The organism is Pseudomonas sp. FW305-E2 (assembly GCF_058782925.1).
In genome coordinates this window covers 50,583-65,149 of sequence record NZ_JBYSYE010000009.1, presented here as the reverse complement: position 1 = coordinate 65,149, position 14,567 = coordinate 50,583, and the positions used below count along the sequence as shown (strand labels likewise).

At 60.9% G+C, this 14,567-nt stretch carries 15 protein-coding genes, 1 tRNA gene and 1 pseudogene; 5 read left to right on the top strand and 12 right to left on the bottom strand.

From position 1 onward, the window contains the following. Positions 1-35: 35 nt before the first annotated feature. The 9 genes and pseudogenes from ruvB to AC3WLP_RS10635 form a co-directional block, all read right to left on the bottom strand. Positions 36-1,082, bottom strand: a complete 1,047-nt coding sequence (gene ruvB / locus AC3WLP_RS10675; RefSeq protein ID WP_003254766.1) for a Holliday junction branch migration DNA helicase RuvB — start codon at positions 1,080-1,082, stop codon at positions 36-38. Further along, positions 1,079-1,696, bottom strand: coding sequence for a Holliday junction branch migration protein RuvA (ruvA, locus tag AC3WLP_RS10670; protein WP_003254768.1), 618 nt, complete (start codon positions 1,694-1,696; stop codon positions 1,079-1,081). Before ruvA ends, ruvB begins: the two co-directional genes overlap by 4 nt. 109 nt (positions 1,697-1,805) lie before the next feature. Then, positions 1,806-2,330: a crossover junction endodeoxyribonuclease RuvC gene (ruvC, locus tag AC3WLP_RS10665; RefSeq protein WP_003254769.1), complete on the bottom strand. Its 525-nt coding sequence runs from the start codon at positions 2,328-2,330 to the stop codon at positions 1,806-1,808. 185 nt (positions 2,331-2,515) lie between these two features. Next, positions 2,516-3,262 carry a YebC/PmpR family DNA-binding transcriptional regulator gene (locus AC3WLP_RS10660; RefSeq protein ID WP_003254770.1) on the bottom strand — a complete coding sequence of 249 codons (747 nt, stop codon included), beginning with the start codon at positions 3,260-3,262 and terminating at the stop codon, positions 2,516-2,518. A 114-nt stretch (positions 3,263-3,376) separates the two neighbouring features. Further along, positions 3,377-5,152, bottom strand: a complete 1,776-nt coding sequence (aspS, locus tag AC3WLP_RS10655; RefSeq protein WP_004575741.1) for an aspartate--tRNA ligase — start codon at positions 5,150-5,152, stop codon at positions 3,377-3,379. A gap of 93 nt (positions 5,153-5,245) precedes the next feature. Continuing rightward, a complete protein-coding gene (locus AC3WLP_RS10650) occupies positions 5,246-5,467 on the bottom strand; it encodes an FmdB family zinc ribbon protein (protein ID WP_003254776.1) in 222 nt (73 codons plus the stop codon). A 94-nt stretch (positions 5,468-5,561) separates the two neighbouring features. Beyond that, on the bottom strand, positions 5,562-5,891 hold the full coding sequence (locus tag AC3WLP_RS10645) for a ribbon-helix-helix domain-containing protein (protein WP_003254778.1): 330 nt from the start codon (positions 5,889-5,891) through the stop codon (positions 5,562-5,564). A 234-nt stretch (positions 5,892-6,125) separates the two neighbouring features. Next, a pseudogene (locus tag AC3WLP_RS10640) lies at positions 6,126-6,230 on the bottom strand (dihydroorotase); the annotation flags it as partial. 49 nt (positions 6,231-6,279) lie between these two features. After that, on the bottom strand, positions 6,280-6,753 hold the full coding sequence (locus AC3WLP_RS10635; protein WP_012051474.1) for a Dps family protein: 474 nt from the start codon (positions 6,751-6,753) through the stop codon (positions 6,280-6,282). Positions 6,754-7,032: 279 nt separating this feature from the next. On the opposite strand from AC3WLP_RS10635, the gene AC3WLP_RS10630 reads away from it, so the two are divergent. Further along, positions 7,033-7,626 carry a cold-shock protein gene (locus AC3WLP_RS10630; protein ID WP_003254784.1) on the top strand — a complete coding sequence of 198 codons (594 nt, stop codon included), beginning with the start codon at positions 7,033-7,035 and terminating at the stop codon, positions 7,624-7,626. A 121-nt stretch (positions 7,627-7,747) separates the two neighbouring features. Here AC3WLP_RS10630 and AC3WLP_RS10625 read toward each other — a convergent pair whose 3' ends face one another. Both AC3WLP_RS10625 and AC3WLP_RS10620 read right to left on the bottom strand, forming a co-directional pair. After that, on the bottom strand, positions 7,748-7,954 hold the full coding sequence (locus AC3WLP_RS10625; protein ID WP_012051473.1) for a SlyX family protein: 207 nt from the start codon (positions 7,952-7,954) through the stop codon (positions 7,748-7,750). A gap of 1 nt (position 7,955) precedes the next feature. Next, positions 7,956-8,375 (bottom strand): HIT family protein, encoded by a 420-nt coding sequence (locus AC3WLP_RS10620; protein ID WP_012051472.1) that lies wholly within the window; start codon positions 8,373-8,375, stop codon positions 7,956-7,958. Between the two features lie 691 nt (positions 8,376-9,066). Here AC3WLP_RS10620 and AC3WLP_RS10615 point away from each other — a divergent pair. The 3 genes from AC3WLP_RS10615 to AC3WLP_RS10605 all read left to right on the top strand — a co-directional run bounded on the left by AC3WLP_RS10615 (position 9,067) and on the right by AC3WLP_RS10605 (position 13,182). Then, entirely contained in the window at positions 9,067-10,332 is a 1,266-nt protein-coding gene (locus AC3WLP_RS10615; RefSeq protein WP_012051471.1) for an OprD family porin, read from the top strand. A 160-nt stretch (positions 10,333-10,492) separates the two neighbouring features. Then, on the top strand, positions 10,493-12,208 hold the full coding sequence (locus AC3WLP_RS10610) for a proline--tRNA ligase (RefSeq protein WP_004575745.1): 1,716 nt from the start codon (positions 10,493-10,495) through the stop codon (positions 12,206-12,208). A 20-nt stretch (positions 12,209-12,228) separates the two neighbouring features. Further along, positions 12,229-13,182, top strand: coding sequence for a hypothetical protein (locus AC3WLP_RS10605; RefSeq protein WP_003254789.1), 954 nt, complete (start codon positions 12,229-12,231; stop codon positions 13,180-13,182). A 26-nt stretch (positions 13,183-13,208) separates the two neighbouring features. Here the strand turns inward: AC3WLP_RS10605 and dinB are convergent, their stop codons facing one another. Beyond that, a complete protein-coding gene (dinB, locus tag AC3WLP_RS10600; RefSeq protein WP_167398639.1) occupies positions 13,209-14,267 on the bottom strand; it encodes a DNA polymerase IV in 1,059 nt (352 codons plus the stop codon). 221 nt (positions 14,268-14,488) lie between these two features. On the opposite strand from dinB, the gene AC3WLP_RS10595 reads away from it, so the two are divergent. Beyond that, positions 14,489-14,565, top strand: a tRNA-Met gene (locus AC3WLP_RS10595). Positions 14,566-14,567: the final 2 nt, after the last annotated feature.

Sequence of the window (14,567 nt, the reverse complement as noted above, 5' to 3'; positions counted from 1 at the left end):
CAGCGGTAGGACCACGAAAAGTCGCTTTTGATCTGTCATTCATCGCCTGGCTCGGAAAAATCGCCCCCCTCCCCCAAGCGCCCGGGAATATTCAGCCCAAAGTGCAGGTAGGCATGCCGGGTGACCACGCGGCCGCGTGGCGTGCGCATGATGTAGCCCTGCTGAATCAGGTACGGCTCAAGCACATCTTCGATGGTATGACGCTCTTCGCTGATGGCTGCAGCCAGGTTGTCCACGCCCACCGGGCCGCCGTCGAACTTCTCGATCATGGTCAGCAGCAGGCGACGGTCCGAATGGTCGAAACCACGCTCGTCGACATCCAGCAGGTTCAGCGCCATGTCAGCCACGGCCTTGGTGATCTGGCCCTTGCCGCGCACCTCGGCGTAGTCACGCACGCGGCGCAGCAGGCGGTTGGCGATGCGCGGCGTGCCACGGGCACGGCGGGCGATCTCGTAGGCCCCCTGGTCTTCGATGGCCAGGCCAAGGATGTTGGCCGAGCGGCTGACAATGGTGCTCAGATCCTTGTCGTTGTAGAACTCCAGGCGCTGAACGATACCGAAGCGGTCACGCAGCGGGTTGGTCAGCATGCCGGCACGGGTAGTAGCCCCCACCAGGGTGAAGGGTGGCAGATCGAGCTTGATAGAACGGGCTGCCGGGCCTTCGCCGATCATGATGTCGAGCTGGAAGTCCTCCATGGCCGGGTAAAGCACTTCTTCGACCACAGGCGACAGCCGGTGGATTTCGTCGATGAACAGCACGTCGTGCGGCTCGAGGTTGGTCAGCATGGCTGCCAGGTCGCCGGGGCGCTCGAGAATCGGCCCCGAAGTGCTCTTCACCGACACGCCCATTTCATGGGCGATGATGTTGGCCAGGGTGGTCTTGCCCAGGCCGGGCGGGCCGAAGATCAGCGTGTGGTCAAGCGATTCGCCGCGGCCGCGGGCGGCCTGGATGAACAGCGCCATCTGCTCGCGCACCACCGGCTGGCCAATGTACTCGTCCAGGCTCAGCGGGCGAATCGCACGGTCCTGGACTTCTTCGCGGTCGCGGCCACTGGCGGCGATCAGGCGGTCGGCTTCGATCACTTGGAAATCATCCCTTTCAGGCTGCGGCGGATCAGCTCTTCACTGCTCAGGCCGGCCTTGTCCTTGATCGCGGCAATTGCCTTGCTGGCTTCCTGCGGCTTGTAGCCCAGCGAGACCAAGGCACTGACTGCATCGGCCTCGGCACTGGACTCGCTGGCAACCGGCAAAGGCCCATCGGACACCAGGGTGAACATGGCCGGCGAGGTTTCCCAGGCCTTGAAACGGTCCTTGAGCTCGACCAGCAAGCGCTCGGCGGTTTTCTTGCCGACGCCCGGCACGCGCACCAGGGCTGAGGTGTCCTGGGCCTGCACGCAGCGCACCAGTTCATCCACTTCCAGCCCGGACATCAGCGCCAGGGCCAGCTTAGGCCCTACGCCGTTCAGGCGGATCAGCTCGCGGAACAACTCGCGCTCACGTTTTTCGGCAAAGCCGTAGAGCAAGTGGGCATCTTCGCGCACGACCAGGTGGGTATGCACCGTGACGGTTTCACCCACTTTGGGCAGACGGTACAGCGTGGTCATGGGAACTTCCAGTTCGTAACCCACGCCGTTGACGTCGATAATCAGGTGAGGCGGTTGTTTTTCCGCCAGGGTGCCGCGCAAACGTCCAATCACGTTCCGATCCTTCCTCTCGGGGAGCCGGTCAAAGACCGCTCAACCCTATCAGCAAATGCAGCAGGTGAATGCATCACCCGAACAAAATGTGTATCAGCGCATGAAGCGCTTACAGACGCAAGCGCCCGCCGCGTCGCCGCGCTGTGCTCAAGCCATGCGGCACCAGGCTGGAGCGGGTGTGGGCGTGGCACAGGGCGATGGCCAGGGCATCGGAAGCGTCGATCTGCGGTTTTTGCGTCAATTTCAGCAGGTGCATGACCATCATCATCACCTGCTCCTTGTTGGCACCACCCGTGCCGGCCACGGCCTGCTTGACCTGGGTGGCGCTGTACTCGGCGATCTCCAGGCCAGCCTCGGCGGCGGCGACGATAGCCGCGCCACGTGCCTGGCCAAGCTTGAGCGCCGAATCGGCGTTGCGGGCCATGAACACCCGTTCGATGCCCATGGTCACCGGGCCGTGCTGAGCAATGATTTCACTGACACCACGAAAAACAATCTGCAGCCGCTCGTGCAGCTCACCGCTGCCGGTGCGGATGCAGCCCGACGCCACGTACTCGCAACCACGGGCGGTCTGGCGTACCACGCCATAGCCGGTGATGCGCGAGCCGGGGTCGATACCTAGAATGAGAGTCATAAAGCCCGTCAAAAAAATGATGCATCTCTACAAACTGCGCCGGCCCTTTCGCGGGTAAACCCGCTCCTACAGGTACTGCACCACATTTGAAATGGGCGTAATACCTGTAGGAGCGGGTTTACCCGCGAAAGGGCCGGCACAGGCGCTATCAAACGCTCAGAGTTGGCACAAAATGCCAAATCACCTTAGCCGAGGTTTTCCATGATCTCATCGGAAATCTGGGCGTTGGAGTAAACGTTCTGCACGTCATCCAGGTCTTCGAGCATGTCGATCAGCTTGAGCACCTTTTCGGCACCGTCCTGGTCGAGTTCGGCGCTGGTGGTCGGCTGCATGACGATTTCCGCGTCAGCGGCCTTGAAGCCAGCCTCTTCCAAGGCATTACGCACGGCATAGAAGCTGTTGAACGAGGTGAACACGTCGAAGGAGCCGTCGTCGTTGGCGACCACGTCATCGGCATCGGCTTCCATTGCCGCTTCCATCAACGCGTCCTCTTCCACGCCCGGAGCAAAGCTGATCTGGCCTTTGCGCTCGAACAGGTAGGCCACAGAACCGTCAGTACCCAGGTTGCCGCCACACTTGGTGAAGGCATGGCGCACGGCCGCGGCGGTACGGTTGCGGTTGTCGGTCATGGCTTCGACCATGATCGCCACGCCACCCGGGCCGTAACCTTCGTAGCTAAGCTCTTCGACATTGTCGCTTTCATTGGTGCCAGCACCACGGGCCACGGCACGATCGATGATGTCGCGGCTCATGTTGGCGCCCAACGCCTTGTCCAGCGCCAGGCGAAGGCGCGGGTTGGATGCCGGATCAGGGCCACCCTGCTTGGCAGCGACCGTCAGTTCGCGGATCCACTTGGTGAAGACCTTGCCCCTCTTGGCATCCTGGCGCTCTTTGCGGTGCTTGATGTTCGCCCACTTGGAATGACCAGCCATAACGACTCCGAATCCTTTGAATCACAAACAGCCCCGCCCCATGACGGGGCGGGACGGGAAAATACCTGCGTCGAAACGCAAAGGCGCATCCATGTGGATGCGCCCGGGGACTGCTTACTCGACCTTGGTCTGTTCGCGCAGTCGGATGTGCAGCTCGCGCAGGGCCTTGGCGTCGACCATGCCAGGGGCCTGGGTCATGACGCATGCGGCGCTCTGGGTTTTCGGGAACGCGATCACTTCACGGATCGACTGAGCGCCGGTCATCAGCATGACCAGACGGTCCAGGCCGAACGCCAGGCCACCGTGAGGCGGTGCCCCGAACTTCAGAGCGTCGAGCAGGAAGCCAAACTTCTCTTCCTGTTCTTCTGCCTCGATACCCAACAGACGGAATACTGCCTGTTGCATCTCTTTACGGTGGATACGGATCGAACCGCCACCCAGCTCGGTACCGTTCAGCACCATGTCGTAGGCACGGGACAGGGCAGTGGCCGGGTTGGCCTCGAGCTCTTCCGGCGTGCACTTCGGCGCGGTGAACGGGTGGTGCAATGCCGTGAAGCTGCCGTCTTCGTTCTCTTCGAACATTGGGAAGTCGACGACCCACATCGGCGCCCACTCGCAGGTCAGCAGCTCGAAGTCGTGACCCAGACGAATACGCAGCGCACCCAGGGCTTCGCTGACCACCTTGAACTTGTCGGCACCGAAGAACACGATGTCACCGTCTACGGCGCCAACGCGATCGAGGATGTTGTTGAGGTTGGCCTCAGGGATGTTCTTGACGATCGGCGACTGCAGGCCTTCGACGCCCTTGGCGCGCTCGTTGACCTTGATGTAGGCCAGCCCCTTGGCACCGTAGATACCGACGAACTTGGTGTACTCGTCGATTTTGCTGCGCGGCATGCTGGCACCACCTGGCAGACGCAGGGCGGTAACGCGGCACTTTGGATCGTTGGCCGGGCCGGCGAACACCTTGAAGTCGACATCCTTCAGCTGGTCGGCAACGTCAACCAGCTCCAGCGGAATACGCAGGTCTGGCTTGTCGGAGCCGTAGCGGCGCATGGCCTCTTCGAAGGTCATGTGCGGGAATTCGCCGAATTCCAGGTCGAGCACTTCCTTGAACAGCTTGCGGATCATGCTTTCGGTCAGGCCCATGATCTCGCTTTCATCGAGGAAACTGGTCTCGATGTCGATCTGGGTGAATTCCGGCTGACGGTCGGCACGCAGGTCTTCGTCACGGAAGCACTTGGCGATCTGGTAGTAACGGTCGAAGCCAGCGACCATCAGCAGCTGCTTGAACAGCTGTGGCGATTGCGGCAGGGCGAAGAAGCTACCGGCGTGGGTACGGCTTGGCACCAGGTAGTCGCGCGCGCCTTCCGGCGTGGCTCGGGTGAGGATCGGGGTTTCGACGTCGAGGAAGCCGTTTTCGTCGAGGAAGCGACGGATGCTGCTGGTGATGCGCGAGCGCAGGCGCAGCTTGTCGGCCATTTCCGGGCGACGCAGATCGATGAAGCGATAACGCAGGCGAGTTTCCTCGCCGACGTCGGAGTATTCGTTCAGGGGGAACGGCGGGGTTTCCGCTTCGTTGAGCACGTTCAGCTGGTAGCCGAGGATCTCGATGGCACCGGATGCCATGTTGGCATTCACTGCACCTTCAGGACGCTTGCGGACCTTGCCGGTGATCTGCACGACGTATTCGCTGCGCACACGGTCGGCAGCAGCGAAGGTTTCGGCGCGATCCGGGTCGAACACGACCTGGGCCATGCCTTCGCGGTCACGGATGTCGAGGAAGATCACCCCGCCGTGGTCGCGGCGACGATGGACCCAGCCGCAAAGGGTGACTTCCTGGCCGTCCAGGCTCTCGTTCAGTTGGCCGCAATAATGGCTGCGCATCATGATGGTGGTTTCGCTTCTCGTGATTCGTGTATTCGGTGGAGGCCTTGGCCGCCCGGAGGGCTAATACTGCAAGACCCGGTCACAGCATTCAACTCAGTCGGCCTTGTCGCCGCCTGCCAGATTCTTTTTCGCCCCGGTCTTGAAGTCGGTTTCGTACCAACCGTTACCGCTCAGGCGAAAGCCTGGCACCGACAGCAGCTTTTTCAGTGCCGGCGCCTGACAGGCCGGGCAATCGGTCAGCGGCGCGGCGCTGATCTTCTGCAGCACTTCCATGCGGTGCTCGCAGGACGCACATTGATAGTCATAAAGGGGCATGGGTGTCTCTCGTCAACCATAACGCTGGCTGCCGGGGGGCAGCAAAAAGCGGGATTATATATGGTTAGCAAGCACTGCGCAGCCCGCCTGGCGATCAGCGCACACTTGGCGGGTCCTGCAGCCACGCCACGCAGATTACCCGGATCAGCCCGCTGAAATTGCGCACTCCGCCCTGGCGCAGGTGCACTTCACGGTCCACGTAGGACAACACCGCACTGACCGAACAACGGTTGGCAGCAGCAATGCGCTCAAGGATACCCCAGTAGACAGCCTCCAGGCGCAGACAGGTAGAAAAGCCGTTGAGCCGCACGGAACGTGACACCGGCTGCGTCTGCAACATGTCGAAGTCCGCCTTGAACGGGTCGATGCACTGTTTTCCTGGCCAGCTGCCCTGGCCAGCCATACGTTTGCTCGCTTGCATCATGCGCCACACTTCCTCGTCACAGGTACCAGGTGGCCTATGAAGCGCTGACGGGCGAGCTTAAAGCAGCGGCAAAATGTTCCTTCGCAAATACCGGATTGCCAAGCGGAGCCTGTGGGAGCGGCCTTGCGTCGCGAAAGGGCCGCGCAGCGGCCCCAGGATCTCGGCATCATGCATAGATTGCTGGGGCCGCTTTGCGGCCCTATCGCGACACAAGGCCGCTCCCACAGGCGTTACTCAGGCCTCGTGGCAGATGTGCCCGTCGACCAAGGTATAACGCACTGCACCTGGCAGGCGGCTGCCGATGAATGGTTGGGCACCGGCTGCGCCGGTGTTCGCGGGCGTGCCCGCTCCCACAGGGGTTGCGCAAGCTTTCCGCCTTGAGCAACGGTTACTCGCCGTCGAGCAGTACCCGCAGCATCCAGGCGGTTTTCTCGTGCACCTGCATGCGCTGTGTCAGCAGGTCGGCGGTCGGCTCGTCACTGACCTTGTCCACCACAGGGAAAATGCTGCGCGCAGTGCGTACCACGGCCTCCTGCCCCTGAACCAACTGGCGGATCATCTCGTCTGCCGGGGGGACGCCTTCCTCCTCCTTGATCGACGAGTGCCGTGCATAAAATGCATACGAGCCCGGTGCCGGGAAGCCCAAGGCACGGATGCGCTCGGCGATCGAATCGACTGCCAGCGCCAGTTCGTTGTACTGCTCTTCGAACATCAGGTGCAGGGTGCGGAACGACGGGCCGGTGACGTTCCAGTGAAAGTTATGGGTTTTCAGATACAGCACGTAGGTATCCGACAACAGGCGGGACAGCCCATCGACGATGGACTTGCGATCTTCTTCACTGATACCGATATCGATTGCCATGAAGCTCCCCTTTCCATAAGGCTTGAGACTCAAGCGGGCGCCGACCACTGTAGCAATACTTGTCGCATCCCGCATGTGACATGGCGCAATACATCGCCACTGGGCGGCCCGCGGTTTGAGTAGGCTGCGGCTTTACTGTTAAATAGGCACTGTGCCACCCGTGCGGACTGTCATTGCCGGGTGCATAGGCTGGCCGCCACGTGTTCGCGCTCTATATCTCATGCGCACCGTGCTGCCAGCTCTTCCTGTGATCGGCCTTATCAACAGTGAGCCAACCCCATGTTCAAGATCGTCCATCTGGTGACGGGCGTCGCAGCTTTGCTGCTATCGCTCATACCCAGCCTGAAAACCGATGCGACACCCTTCCTGCAACAACCCGACGCGGTCTACCTGGCCCTGCTCGGCCTGCTCAATCTGGTGCTGGCCCCGGTCGTGCCGCTGTATCATCGCGGCGCGCGGCAACAACTGCAGCACCTGGCCTGCGCCCTGCTGGTGGTCGCCGTCGTGCTGCAGACCCTGACGCTACTGGCCCGCCCGGAAATGGGCAACCTGGCAGCCCTGGTGTGTGCGGCGCTGGCCGTGGCCCTGCATCTGGCCGTGGGCTTTGCCCGCAGCCCGCGCAAGGCACGCGGCAGTCAACACGTGGCACAAGATGCCGGCAACCGTGATACCGGCACCGTCAAATGGTTCAACACATCGAAAGGCTTTGGTTTCATCTCCCGAGACTCGGGTGATGACATTTTCGTGCACTTTCGGGCCATCCGCGGCGAGGGCCACCGCATTCTGGTCGAAGGCCAGCGCGTGGAGTTTTCGGTGATGCACCGCGACAAGGGCCTGCAGGCCGAAGACGTGGTTGCAGTAACCCGCCGCTGACCAACGGCTGACCGGCCGACGCTATCAACGGTAAGCCCGCCTGCACAAGGGCCGTGCTGCACCTGAAGGCAGCATCATACCTGTGGCGGCTGGCTTGCCGGCGATAGCAGCCTGGAACAACTCAATAATGAGGAGGCGGGGCCTCTTCCCCTTCGCTGCCATACTGGCCAACCATCTCTTCATGACGCTTGATCAGCTCGGCCATCTGCAATTGCAGCCGCTCGATCACACGCGCTTGCTCCACCACCACGTCATTCAGCGCCTGGATAGCGTCATCCTGAAACGCCTGACGGGTTTCCAGTTCGACCATCCGCATTTCCAGTGTCATCTCAGGCCTCTTGGTAACCAGCAAGTTGTAGCCCGCGCAGGCGCTGGCGAACGGCTTGCAGTTGATCATCGGTGTAGTCCACAGGCGCACACTTGCCCCATACCGGTGCCGGCCACGCGGCGTCGTCGCGCTGGCGCACAATCACATGCATGTGCAACTGGCTGACCACGTTGCCCAAGGTAGCCACGTTCATCTTGTCGGCCCCATAGCTGGCCTTCAGCGCTTCTGCCAACAAGGTGGTTTCCTGCCACAACTGCTGTTGCTCTGCCGCATCCAGCTCGAACAGCTCACTGACACCAGCGCGCTTGGGCACCAGAATGAACCATGGGTAATTGGCATCCTTGCTCAGCAGCAACTGGCACAGTGAAAACTCTCCCAACACCAGCGAATCCTGCTGCAAACGCGAATCGAGGACGAACACGGCATATCTCCTTCAGGCAATACCATCCCGCTTCAGGCGGAAAACAGGCCAGCAAGGATACCTTGCACACTGCCGGTAACACAGCGCTACTTTTCGCACCAAAATGAGGCCACCTGCCCGCCCTCCCCACACTGACCACCCCACAAACGACGCCGGATGAACAAGTTGCGGTAACACCTTGACTCTAATGGCAGGTTTTTAAATTTTAATGATTCTCGATCCCAAAAAACACTCACGCAGCCTTCGTCCCGCATTTACGGCACTTTCCGACCCTCGGTAGCAGGTTTTGTGAAAATTTCATGAACTGTTGCGAATTTTGAGCACGCTTGTTGCATTCCCTTCACGCCAAGTCGGCACGACATCTGCAGTGGCAGCTGTACGCGACAAATAACAACAGCGACATGGGTGACCAGGGAGTTTCCTCAACCGGAATCGGCAATTACCGATTCATTACGGTGACAGGAACAGCGCTGAGGTTATACGGCCCCTGCACCGGGGCGTGATTTGCGACATGGAAATACTTAAAAGCGACACGGTGAAAAAGTTCCGCAAAGAGTGCTTATAGCCATATCGCCAACAACAGTCTGCGTGCTATACATTTTCGCCGACATAACAAGAAAGAGCTGCCCCATATAACTAAAAGACTTGGACGCAGCGGTACTCTTCCTAAAAACCAAAGGAGCAAATCACGATGCGCGTGATGAAGTGGAGCATGATCGCCCTGGCCGTTTCGGCAGGGACCTCGCAGTTGGCAATGGCCTCGGCACAGGACGAGTCCAAAGGTTTCATCGAAGACAGCAAGCTGAGCGTCAAGACCCGCATGCTGTATTTCAGCCGTGACTTCCGCAACAACGAAGGCGGTCAGAGCCGTCGCGAAGAAACCGGCCTGGGCTTCGTCGGCACCTTCGAGTCCGGCTTCACCCAAGGCACCGTGGGTGTAGGTGTCGACGCCATCGGCATGCTCGGCCTGAAACTGGACAGCGGCAAGGGCCGTGCCGGTACCGGCCTGTTCCCGACCGGTTCCGACGGCCGTTCGCAGGATGACTACTCCAAGGGCGGCGGCGCGGTCAAATTCCGCATCTCCGACACCGTGCTGAAAGTGGGTGACCAGTTCACCGCGCTGCCGGTCTTCGCCACCGATGACAGCCGCCTGCTGCCAGAAATCGCCCAGGGCACCCTGATCACCAGCAACGAGATCGAAGGGCTGACCCTGCACGCTGGTCACTTCACCAGCCTGACTGCCCAGGAACAAACCAACCGCGACAGCTTCGGCCTGAAGGAAGCCAACGTGGTCGGCGGCACCTACGCCTTCACCGACAACCTCAGCACCAGCCTGTACTACTCGAAGGTTGAAGACTACTGGCGCAAATACTACGCCAACGTCAACTGGGCGCTGCCAATCTCCGACAATCAAGGCCTGGTGTTCGACTTCAACATCTATGACACCAAGAGCGAAGGCTCTGCCGAGTACCGCGCATTCGATGGCGAGAAGCTGGACAACCGCGCGTTCAGCCTGTCGGGCGCCTACAACATCGGCGCTCACACCTTCACCCTGGCCTACCAGAAAGTCACCGGCGACGGCGACTATGGTTATGGTATCGACGGTGGCGGCACCATCTTCCTGGCCAACTCCGTGGCCCGCTCCGACTTCAACGCCGAAGACGAGAAATCCTGGCAGGCTCGCTACGACCTGAACTTTGCCGAATACGGCATTCCAGGCCTGACCTTCATGACCCGTTATGTACGCGGTTCCGACGCCAACGTCGCCGGCACCACCAACGGCAAAGAATGGGAACGCGACGTCGACATCAAGTACGTGCTGCAGGAAGGCCCGGCGAAAGACCTGAGCTTCCGCGTGCGTCAAGCCACCTACCGTTCTTCCGATGGTGTCTACTACGATTCCCCATCGATCGACGAACTGCGCCTGATCGTGGAGTACCCGCTGAGCATCCTGTAAGCCTGGCTTGCAGTGCCCCGCACCTGAAAAAGCCCGGCAATCACGCCGGGCTTTTTCTTGGCTGACAAGTGTCACGCCCTGGGGCATCCTGTACGCCTTCGTTTCCCCCCCGTACAATGCGGGGCTATTTCAACGTCTTAGGCAATCGACACGGCTAACCATGCGCACCAGTCAATATTTGCTCGCCACCCAGAAAGAAACCCCTGCCGACGCAGTGGTCATCAGCCATCAGCTCATGCTGCGTGCCGGCATGATCCGCAAACTGGCCTCCGGCCTGTACACCTGGCTGCCGATGGGCTTGCGGGTAATGCGCAAGGTCGAAGCCGTGGTGCGTGAGGAAATGAACGCCGCCGGCGCCCTGGAGGTGCTGATGCCGAGCATCCAGCCCGCCGAGCTGTGGCAGGAATCCGGTCGCTGGGAGCAATACGGCCCTGAGCTGCTGCGCCTGAAAGACCGCCACCAGCGTGACTTCTGCGTCGGCCCTACCCACGAAGAAGTGATCACCGACCTGGCCCGTAACGAGCTGTCCAGCTATAAACAGCTGCCGCTCAACCTGTACCAGATCCAGACCAAGTTCCGTGACGAAATCCGCCCGCGCTTCGGCCTGATGCGTGGCCGCGAGTTCATCATGAAGGACGCCTACTCGTTCCATGCCGACCAGGCTTCCCTGCAGGAAACCTACGACCGCATGCACCAGGCGTACAGCAACGTGTTCACCCGCCTGGGCCTGGACTTCCGCCCAGTGCAGGCCGATACCGGCTCGATCGGTGGCAGCTACTCGCACGAGTTCCACGTACTGGCCGAGTCCGGCGAAGACGACGTGATCTTCAGCGACAGCTCCGACTACGCCGCCAACATCGAGAAGGCCGAAGCCATCCCGCGTGAAACCGTGCGCCCTGCCCCTACCGAGGAGCTGCGCCTGGTCGACACCCCGAATGCCAAGACCATCGCCCAGTTGGTGGAAAACCACGGCCTGCCGATCGAAAAGACCGTCAAGACCCTGATCGTGCGCGGTGCCGAAGAGGGCAAGCTGATTGCCCTGATCGTCCGTGGCGACCACGAACTGAACGAAATCAAGGCCACCAAGCTGGAACAGGTTGCCGACCCGCTGGTCATGGCCACCGAAGCCGAACTGCGCGACGCCATTGGCGCCGGCGCCGGCTCGCTCGGCCCGCTCAACCTGCCACTGGAAATCATCATCGACCGCTCGGTTGCCCTGATGAGCGACTTCGGCATTGGCGCCAACATCGACGACAAGCACTACTTCGGCGTCAACTGGGAACGCGACCTGCCGGTGCCACAGGTTGCCGACCTGCGTAACGTGGTCGAAGGCGACCCAAGCCCGGACGGCCAGGGCACCCTGGTGATCAAGCGCGGCATCGAAGTGGGCCACATCTTCCAGCTGGGTACCAAGTACAGCGAGGCATTGAAATGCCAGGTACTGGGCGAGAACGGTAAGCCGGTGGTTCTGTCGATGGGCTGCTACGGCATCGGCGTTTCCCGCGTGGTCGCCGCGGCCATCGAGCAGAGCTATGACGACAAGGGCATCATCTGGAACGACGCCCTGGCCCCGTTCCAGATCGCTCTGGTGCCGCTGCGCTATGAAACCGAGGTGGTCCGTGAGGCAACCGACAAGCTGTACGCCGAACTGACTGCTGCCGGCTTCGAAGTGCTGCTGGACGACCGCGACAAGAAGACCAGCCCAGGCATCAAGTTTGCCGACATGGAGCTGATTGGCATCCCACACCGCATCGTCGTCAGCGATCGCGGCCTGGCCGAAGGCAACCTGGAGTACAAGCACCGCACCGAGCAGGACGCCCAGGCGTTGCCGCTCAATGAAGTGCTGACCTTCCTGCAGGCCCGCGTTCGCCGCTGATAACCAATGCACGAGTGATCATGTACAAGCGAAGTACCTTTACCCTTGGGGGCGCCGCACTGTGCGGCGCCCTGCTCGTCAGCGGCTGCGCCAACCAGATGTCCCAGCGCAGCGACCATGAGGAGCGCGTCGAGCGCAAACTGCTCGAGCACACCCTGCAGATCGATGTCGGCGAGCCGAAGGTGATGGAGCTTCCGCAGCGACGTGTGCGCGTGCATGAGCAAAAGCGCTTCGAAGTGACCGAATTCGAAGTGACCCGTCGCTATGACCGCTACACGCCTTACCAACCCTGGCGGGAGATCTACGAGATCCCGCTGGGTGCAGTGGCCGTGGTGGCGGGTGTCGGCGCCAATGTGGTCAACGTCTTCGCCTTGGGCAACCTGCCGCAAAGTATCACCCACGACTGGCTCAGCTATGGCGTGGATGGGCTCAATCCGTTCATGAACGTGCCATCCAACGGCCGCGCCCAGCAGAACCTGGCCGGGATCAGCGAAGTGCAGAAAGGCCAGCGAGAGGAATCCACCAGCCTGCCCTGGAGCGAGCGCCTGGTCGAGGTCAAGGCCGGCAAGATGACCCACGAGCTGACCACGGACCGCAACGGCGTGCTGCGCCTGAACCTGCTCGACAGCCCGTTCTCCGAGCAAAACCTCAACCACGTCGGCACCCTGCACCTGCAAGTACTTGACGAGGACAATGCGGTACGAGGCGATGCCAGCCTGTTGGTCAGCGCTACCCTGCGCAATAAGCTGCTCGAAGCCCATGAGCTGATCTTCGATGACCTCGAAGATGATGATGTCGGCCAGTGGGTGCACCGGGTCAAGCGCCTGTCCGAACTGGGCCTTGAAGAGGAAGCCAGTGAAATGGAACAGAGCCTGATCGAGCTGACCCGCAACGATCCGGAGCTGCAACAGGAGTTCCTGCAGTCGCTGACCAAGGCCACTGGCCGGTTGGTGGCGGATCCAGGCGTGCATTAATAGAAGGGGCTGCATTGCAGCCCCTTTCATTTAGGCGGGAACAGCTCCAGCTGTTCATGTGCGCCCCGCAAGTCACGCAACCTCACCCCTACCCCTAGCAAGCGTACCGGCTTGCCGCCACGGGCGAACGCCTGCCCCAGCAATTGCCGATAACTCTCCAGGTCCCGGCCGGCCCCGGCTTGCTCCATGGTGGTCTGGCTGAAGTCATGGAACTTGACCTTGACGAACGGCTTGTCTGGCCGGTAACTGCTGTCCATTCGAGCGATGCGTTCGTTCAGGCTAGCCAGCAGATCTGGCAGCCGCGCCAAGCAGCTGGCCAGGTCTGGCAGGTCGGTGTCGTAGGTGTTTTCCACACTCACCGACTGGCGTCGGCTGTCGTTATGCACTGCACGCTCATCGATCCCCCGCGCCAACCCCCACAACCGCTCGCCAAAACTGCCGAACTCGCGCACCAATGCCAGCCGCGACCACTCACGCAACTGCAGGCAGGTTTCGATGCCCAGCCGCGTCAGTTTGTCGGCCGTCACCTTACCCACCCCATGCAACCTGGCCACCGGCAAGGCTGCAACGAACGTTTCCACTTCATTTGGGGTAATCACGAACAGCCCGTTGGGTTTGCGCCAGTCACTGGCGATCTTGGCCAGAAACTTGTTAGGCGCCACGCCAGCCGACACGGTGATATGCAGGGTGCGGGCAACACGCCGGCGTATATCCTCGGCAATGCGCGTTGCGCTGCCCGAATACCACTGGCTGTCGCTTACATCCAGATAGGCTTCGTCCAGGGACAAAGGCTCGATGAGCTCTGTGTAGTCGCGAAAGATCGTGTGGATTTCCCGCGAGGCCTCACGGTAGGCCTCGAAGCGCGGCTTGACGATCAACAGATCGGGGCAGAGCTTCAGCGCATGCCGCGATGACATGGCCGAGCGCACGCCATAGGCACGCGCTTCATAGTTGCAGGTGGCGATTACCCCGCGATGGTCGGGCGAGCCCCCCACCGCCATGGGGCGACCGGCCAGGCGCGGGTCATCACGCATCTCGATCGCAGCGTAGAAACAATCGCAGTCGACGTGGATGATCTTGCGCAAGGACATGGACGACCGTCAGCACTGTAAATTCATACAGATAGTATCGCATGCGCCCTCCTCTGAAACAGCTCACCTGCTTTGCTACACGATAATCGGCCTGAAAGCCCCGCCGTGACTGAGCTGTACACGGATATGAAGCGCTAAGGGTTTGAACAAAAAAGGTTTTTCCAAAACAATTGCTTGACATCAGTGCGTAAATCCGTAGAATTCGATCTCACAGGCGCGGGATGGAGCAGCCTGGTAGCTCGTCGGGCTCATAACCCGAAGGTCGTCGGTTCAAATCCGGCTCCCGCAACCAGA

What these genes read in the sequence shown, in the direction of transcription:
- ruvC (WP_003254769.1), bottom strand. Translation starts at nt 2,330, where the DNA reads ATGACTCTCATTCTAGGTATCGACCCCGGCTCGCGCATCACCGGCTAT.
- AC3WLP_RS10660 (WP_003254770.1), bottom strand. Translation starts at nt 3,262, where the DNA reads ATGGCTGGTCATTCCAAGTGGGCGAACATCAAGCACCGCAAAGAGCGC.
- aspS (WP_004575741.1), bottom strand. Translation starts at nt 5,152, where the DNA reads ATGATGCGCAGCCATTATTGCGGCCAACTGAACGAGAGCCTGGACGGC.
- AC3WLP_RS10650 (WP_003254776.1), bottom strand. Translation starts at nt 5,467, where the DNA reads ATGCCCCTTTATGACTATCAATGTGCGTCCTGCGAGCACCGCATGGAA.
- AC3WLP_RS10645 (WP_003254778.1), bottom strand. Translation starts at nt 5,891, where the DNA reads ATGATGCAAGCGAGCAAACGTATGGCTGGCCAGGGCAGCTGGCCAGGA.
- AC3WLP_RS10635 (WP_012051474.1), bottom strand. Translation starts at nt 6,753, where the DNA reads ATGGCAATCGATATCGGTATCAGTGAAGAAGATCGCAAGTCCATCGTC.
- AC3WLP_RS10630 (WP_003254784.1), top strand. Translation starts at nt 7,033, where the DNA reads ATGTTCAAGATCGTCCATCTGGTGACGGGCGTCGCAGCTTTGCTGCTA.
- AC3WLP_RS10625 (WP_012051473.1), bottom strand. Translation starts at nt 7,954, where the DNA reads ATGACACTGGAAATGCGGATGGTCGAACTGGAAACCCGTCAGGCGTTT.
- AC3WLP_RS10615 (WP_012051471.1), top strand. Translation starts at nt 9,067, where the DNA reads ATGCGCGTGATGAAGTGGAGCATGATCGCCCTGGCCGTTTCGGCAGGG.
- AC3WLP_RS10610 (WP_004575745.1), top strand. Translation starts at nt 10,493, where the DNA reads ATGCGCACCAGTCAATATTTGCTCGCCACCCAGAAAGAAACCCCTGCC.
- AC3WLP_RS10605 (WP_003254789.1), top strand. Translation starts at nt 12,229, where the DNA reads ATGTACAAGCGAAGTACCTTTACCCTTGGGGGCGCCGCACTGTGCGGC.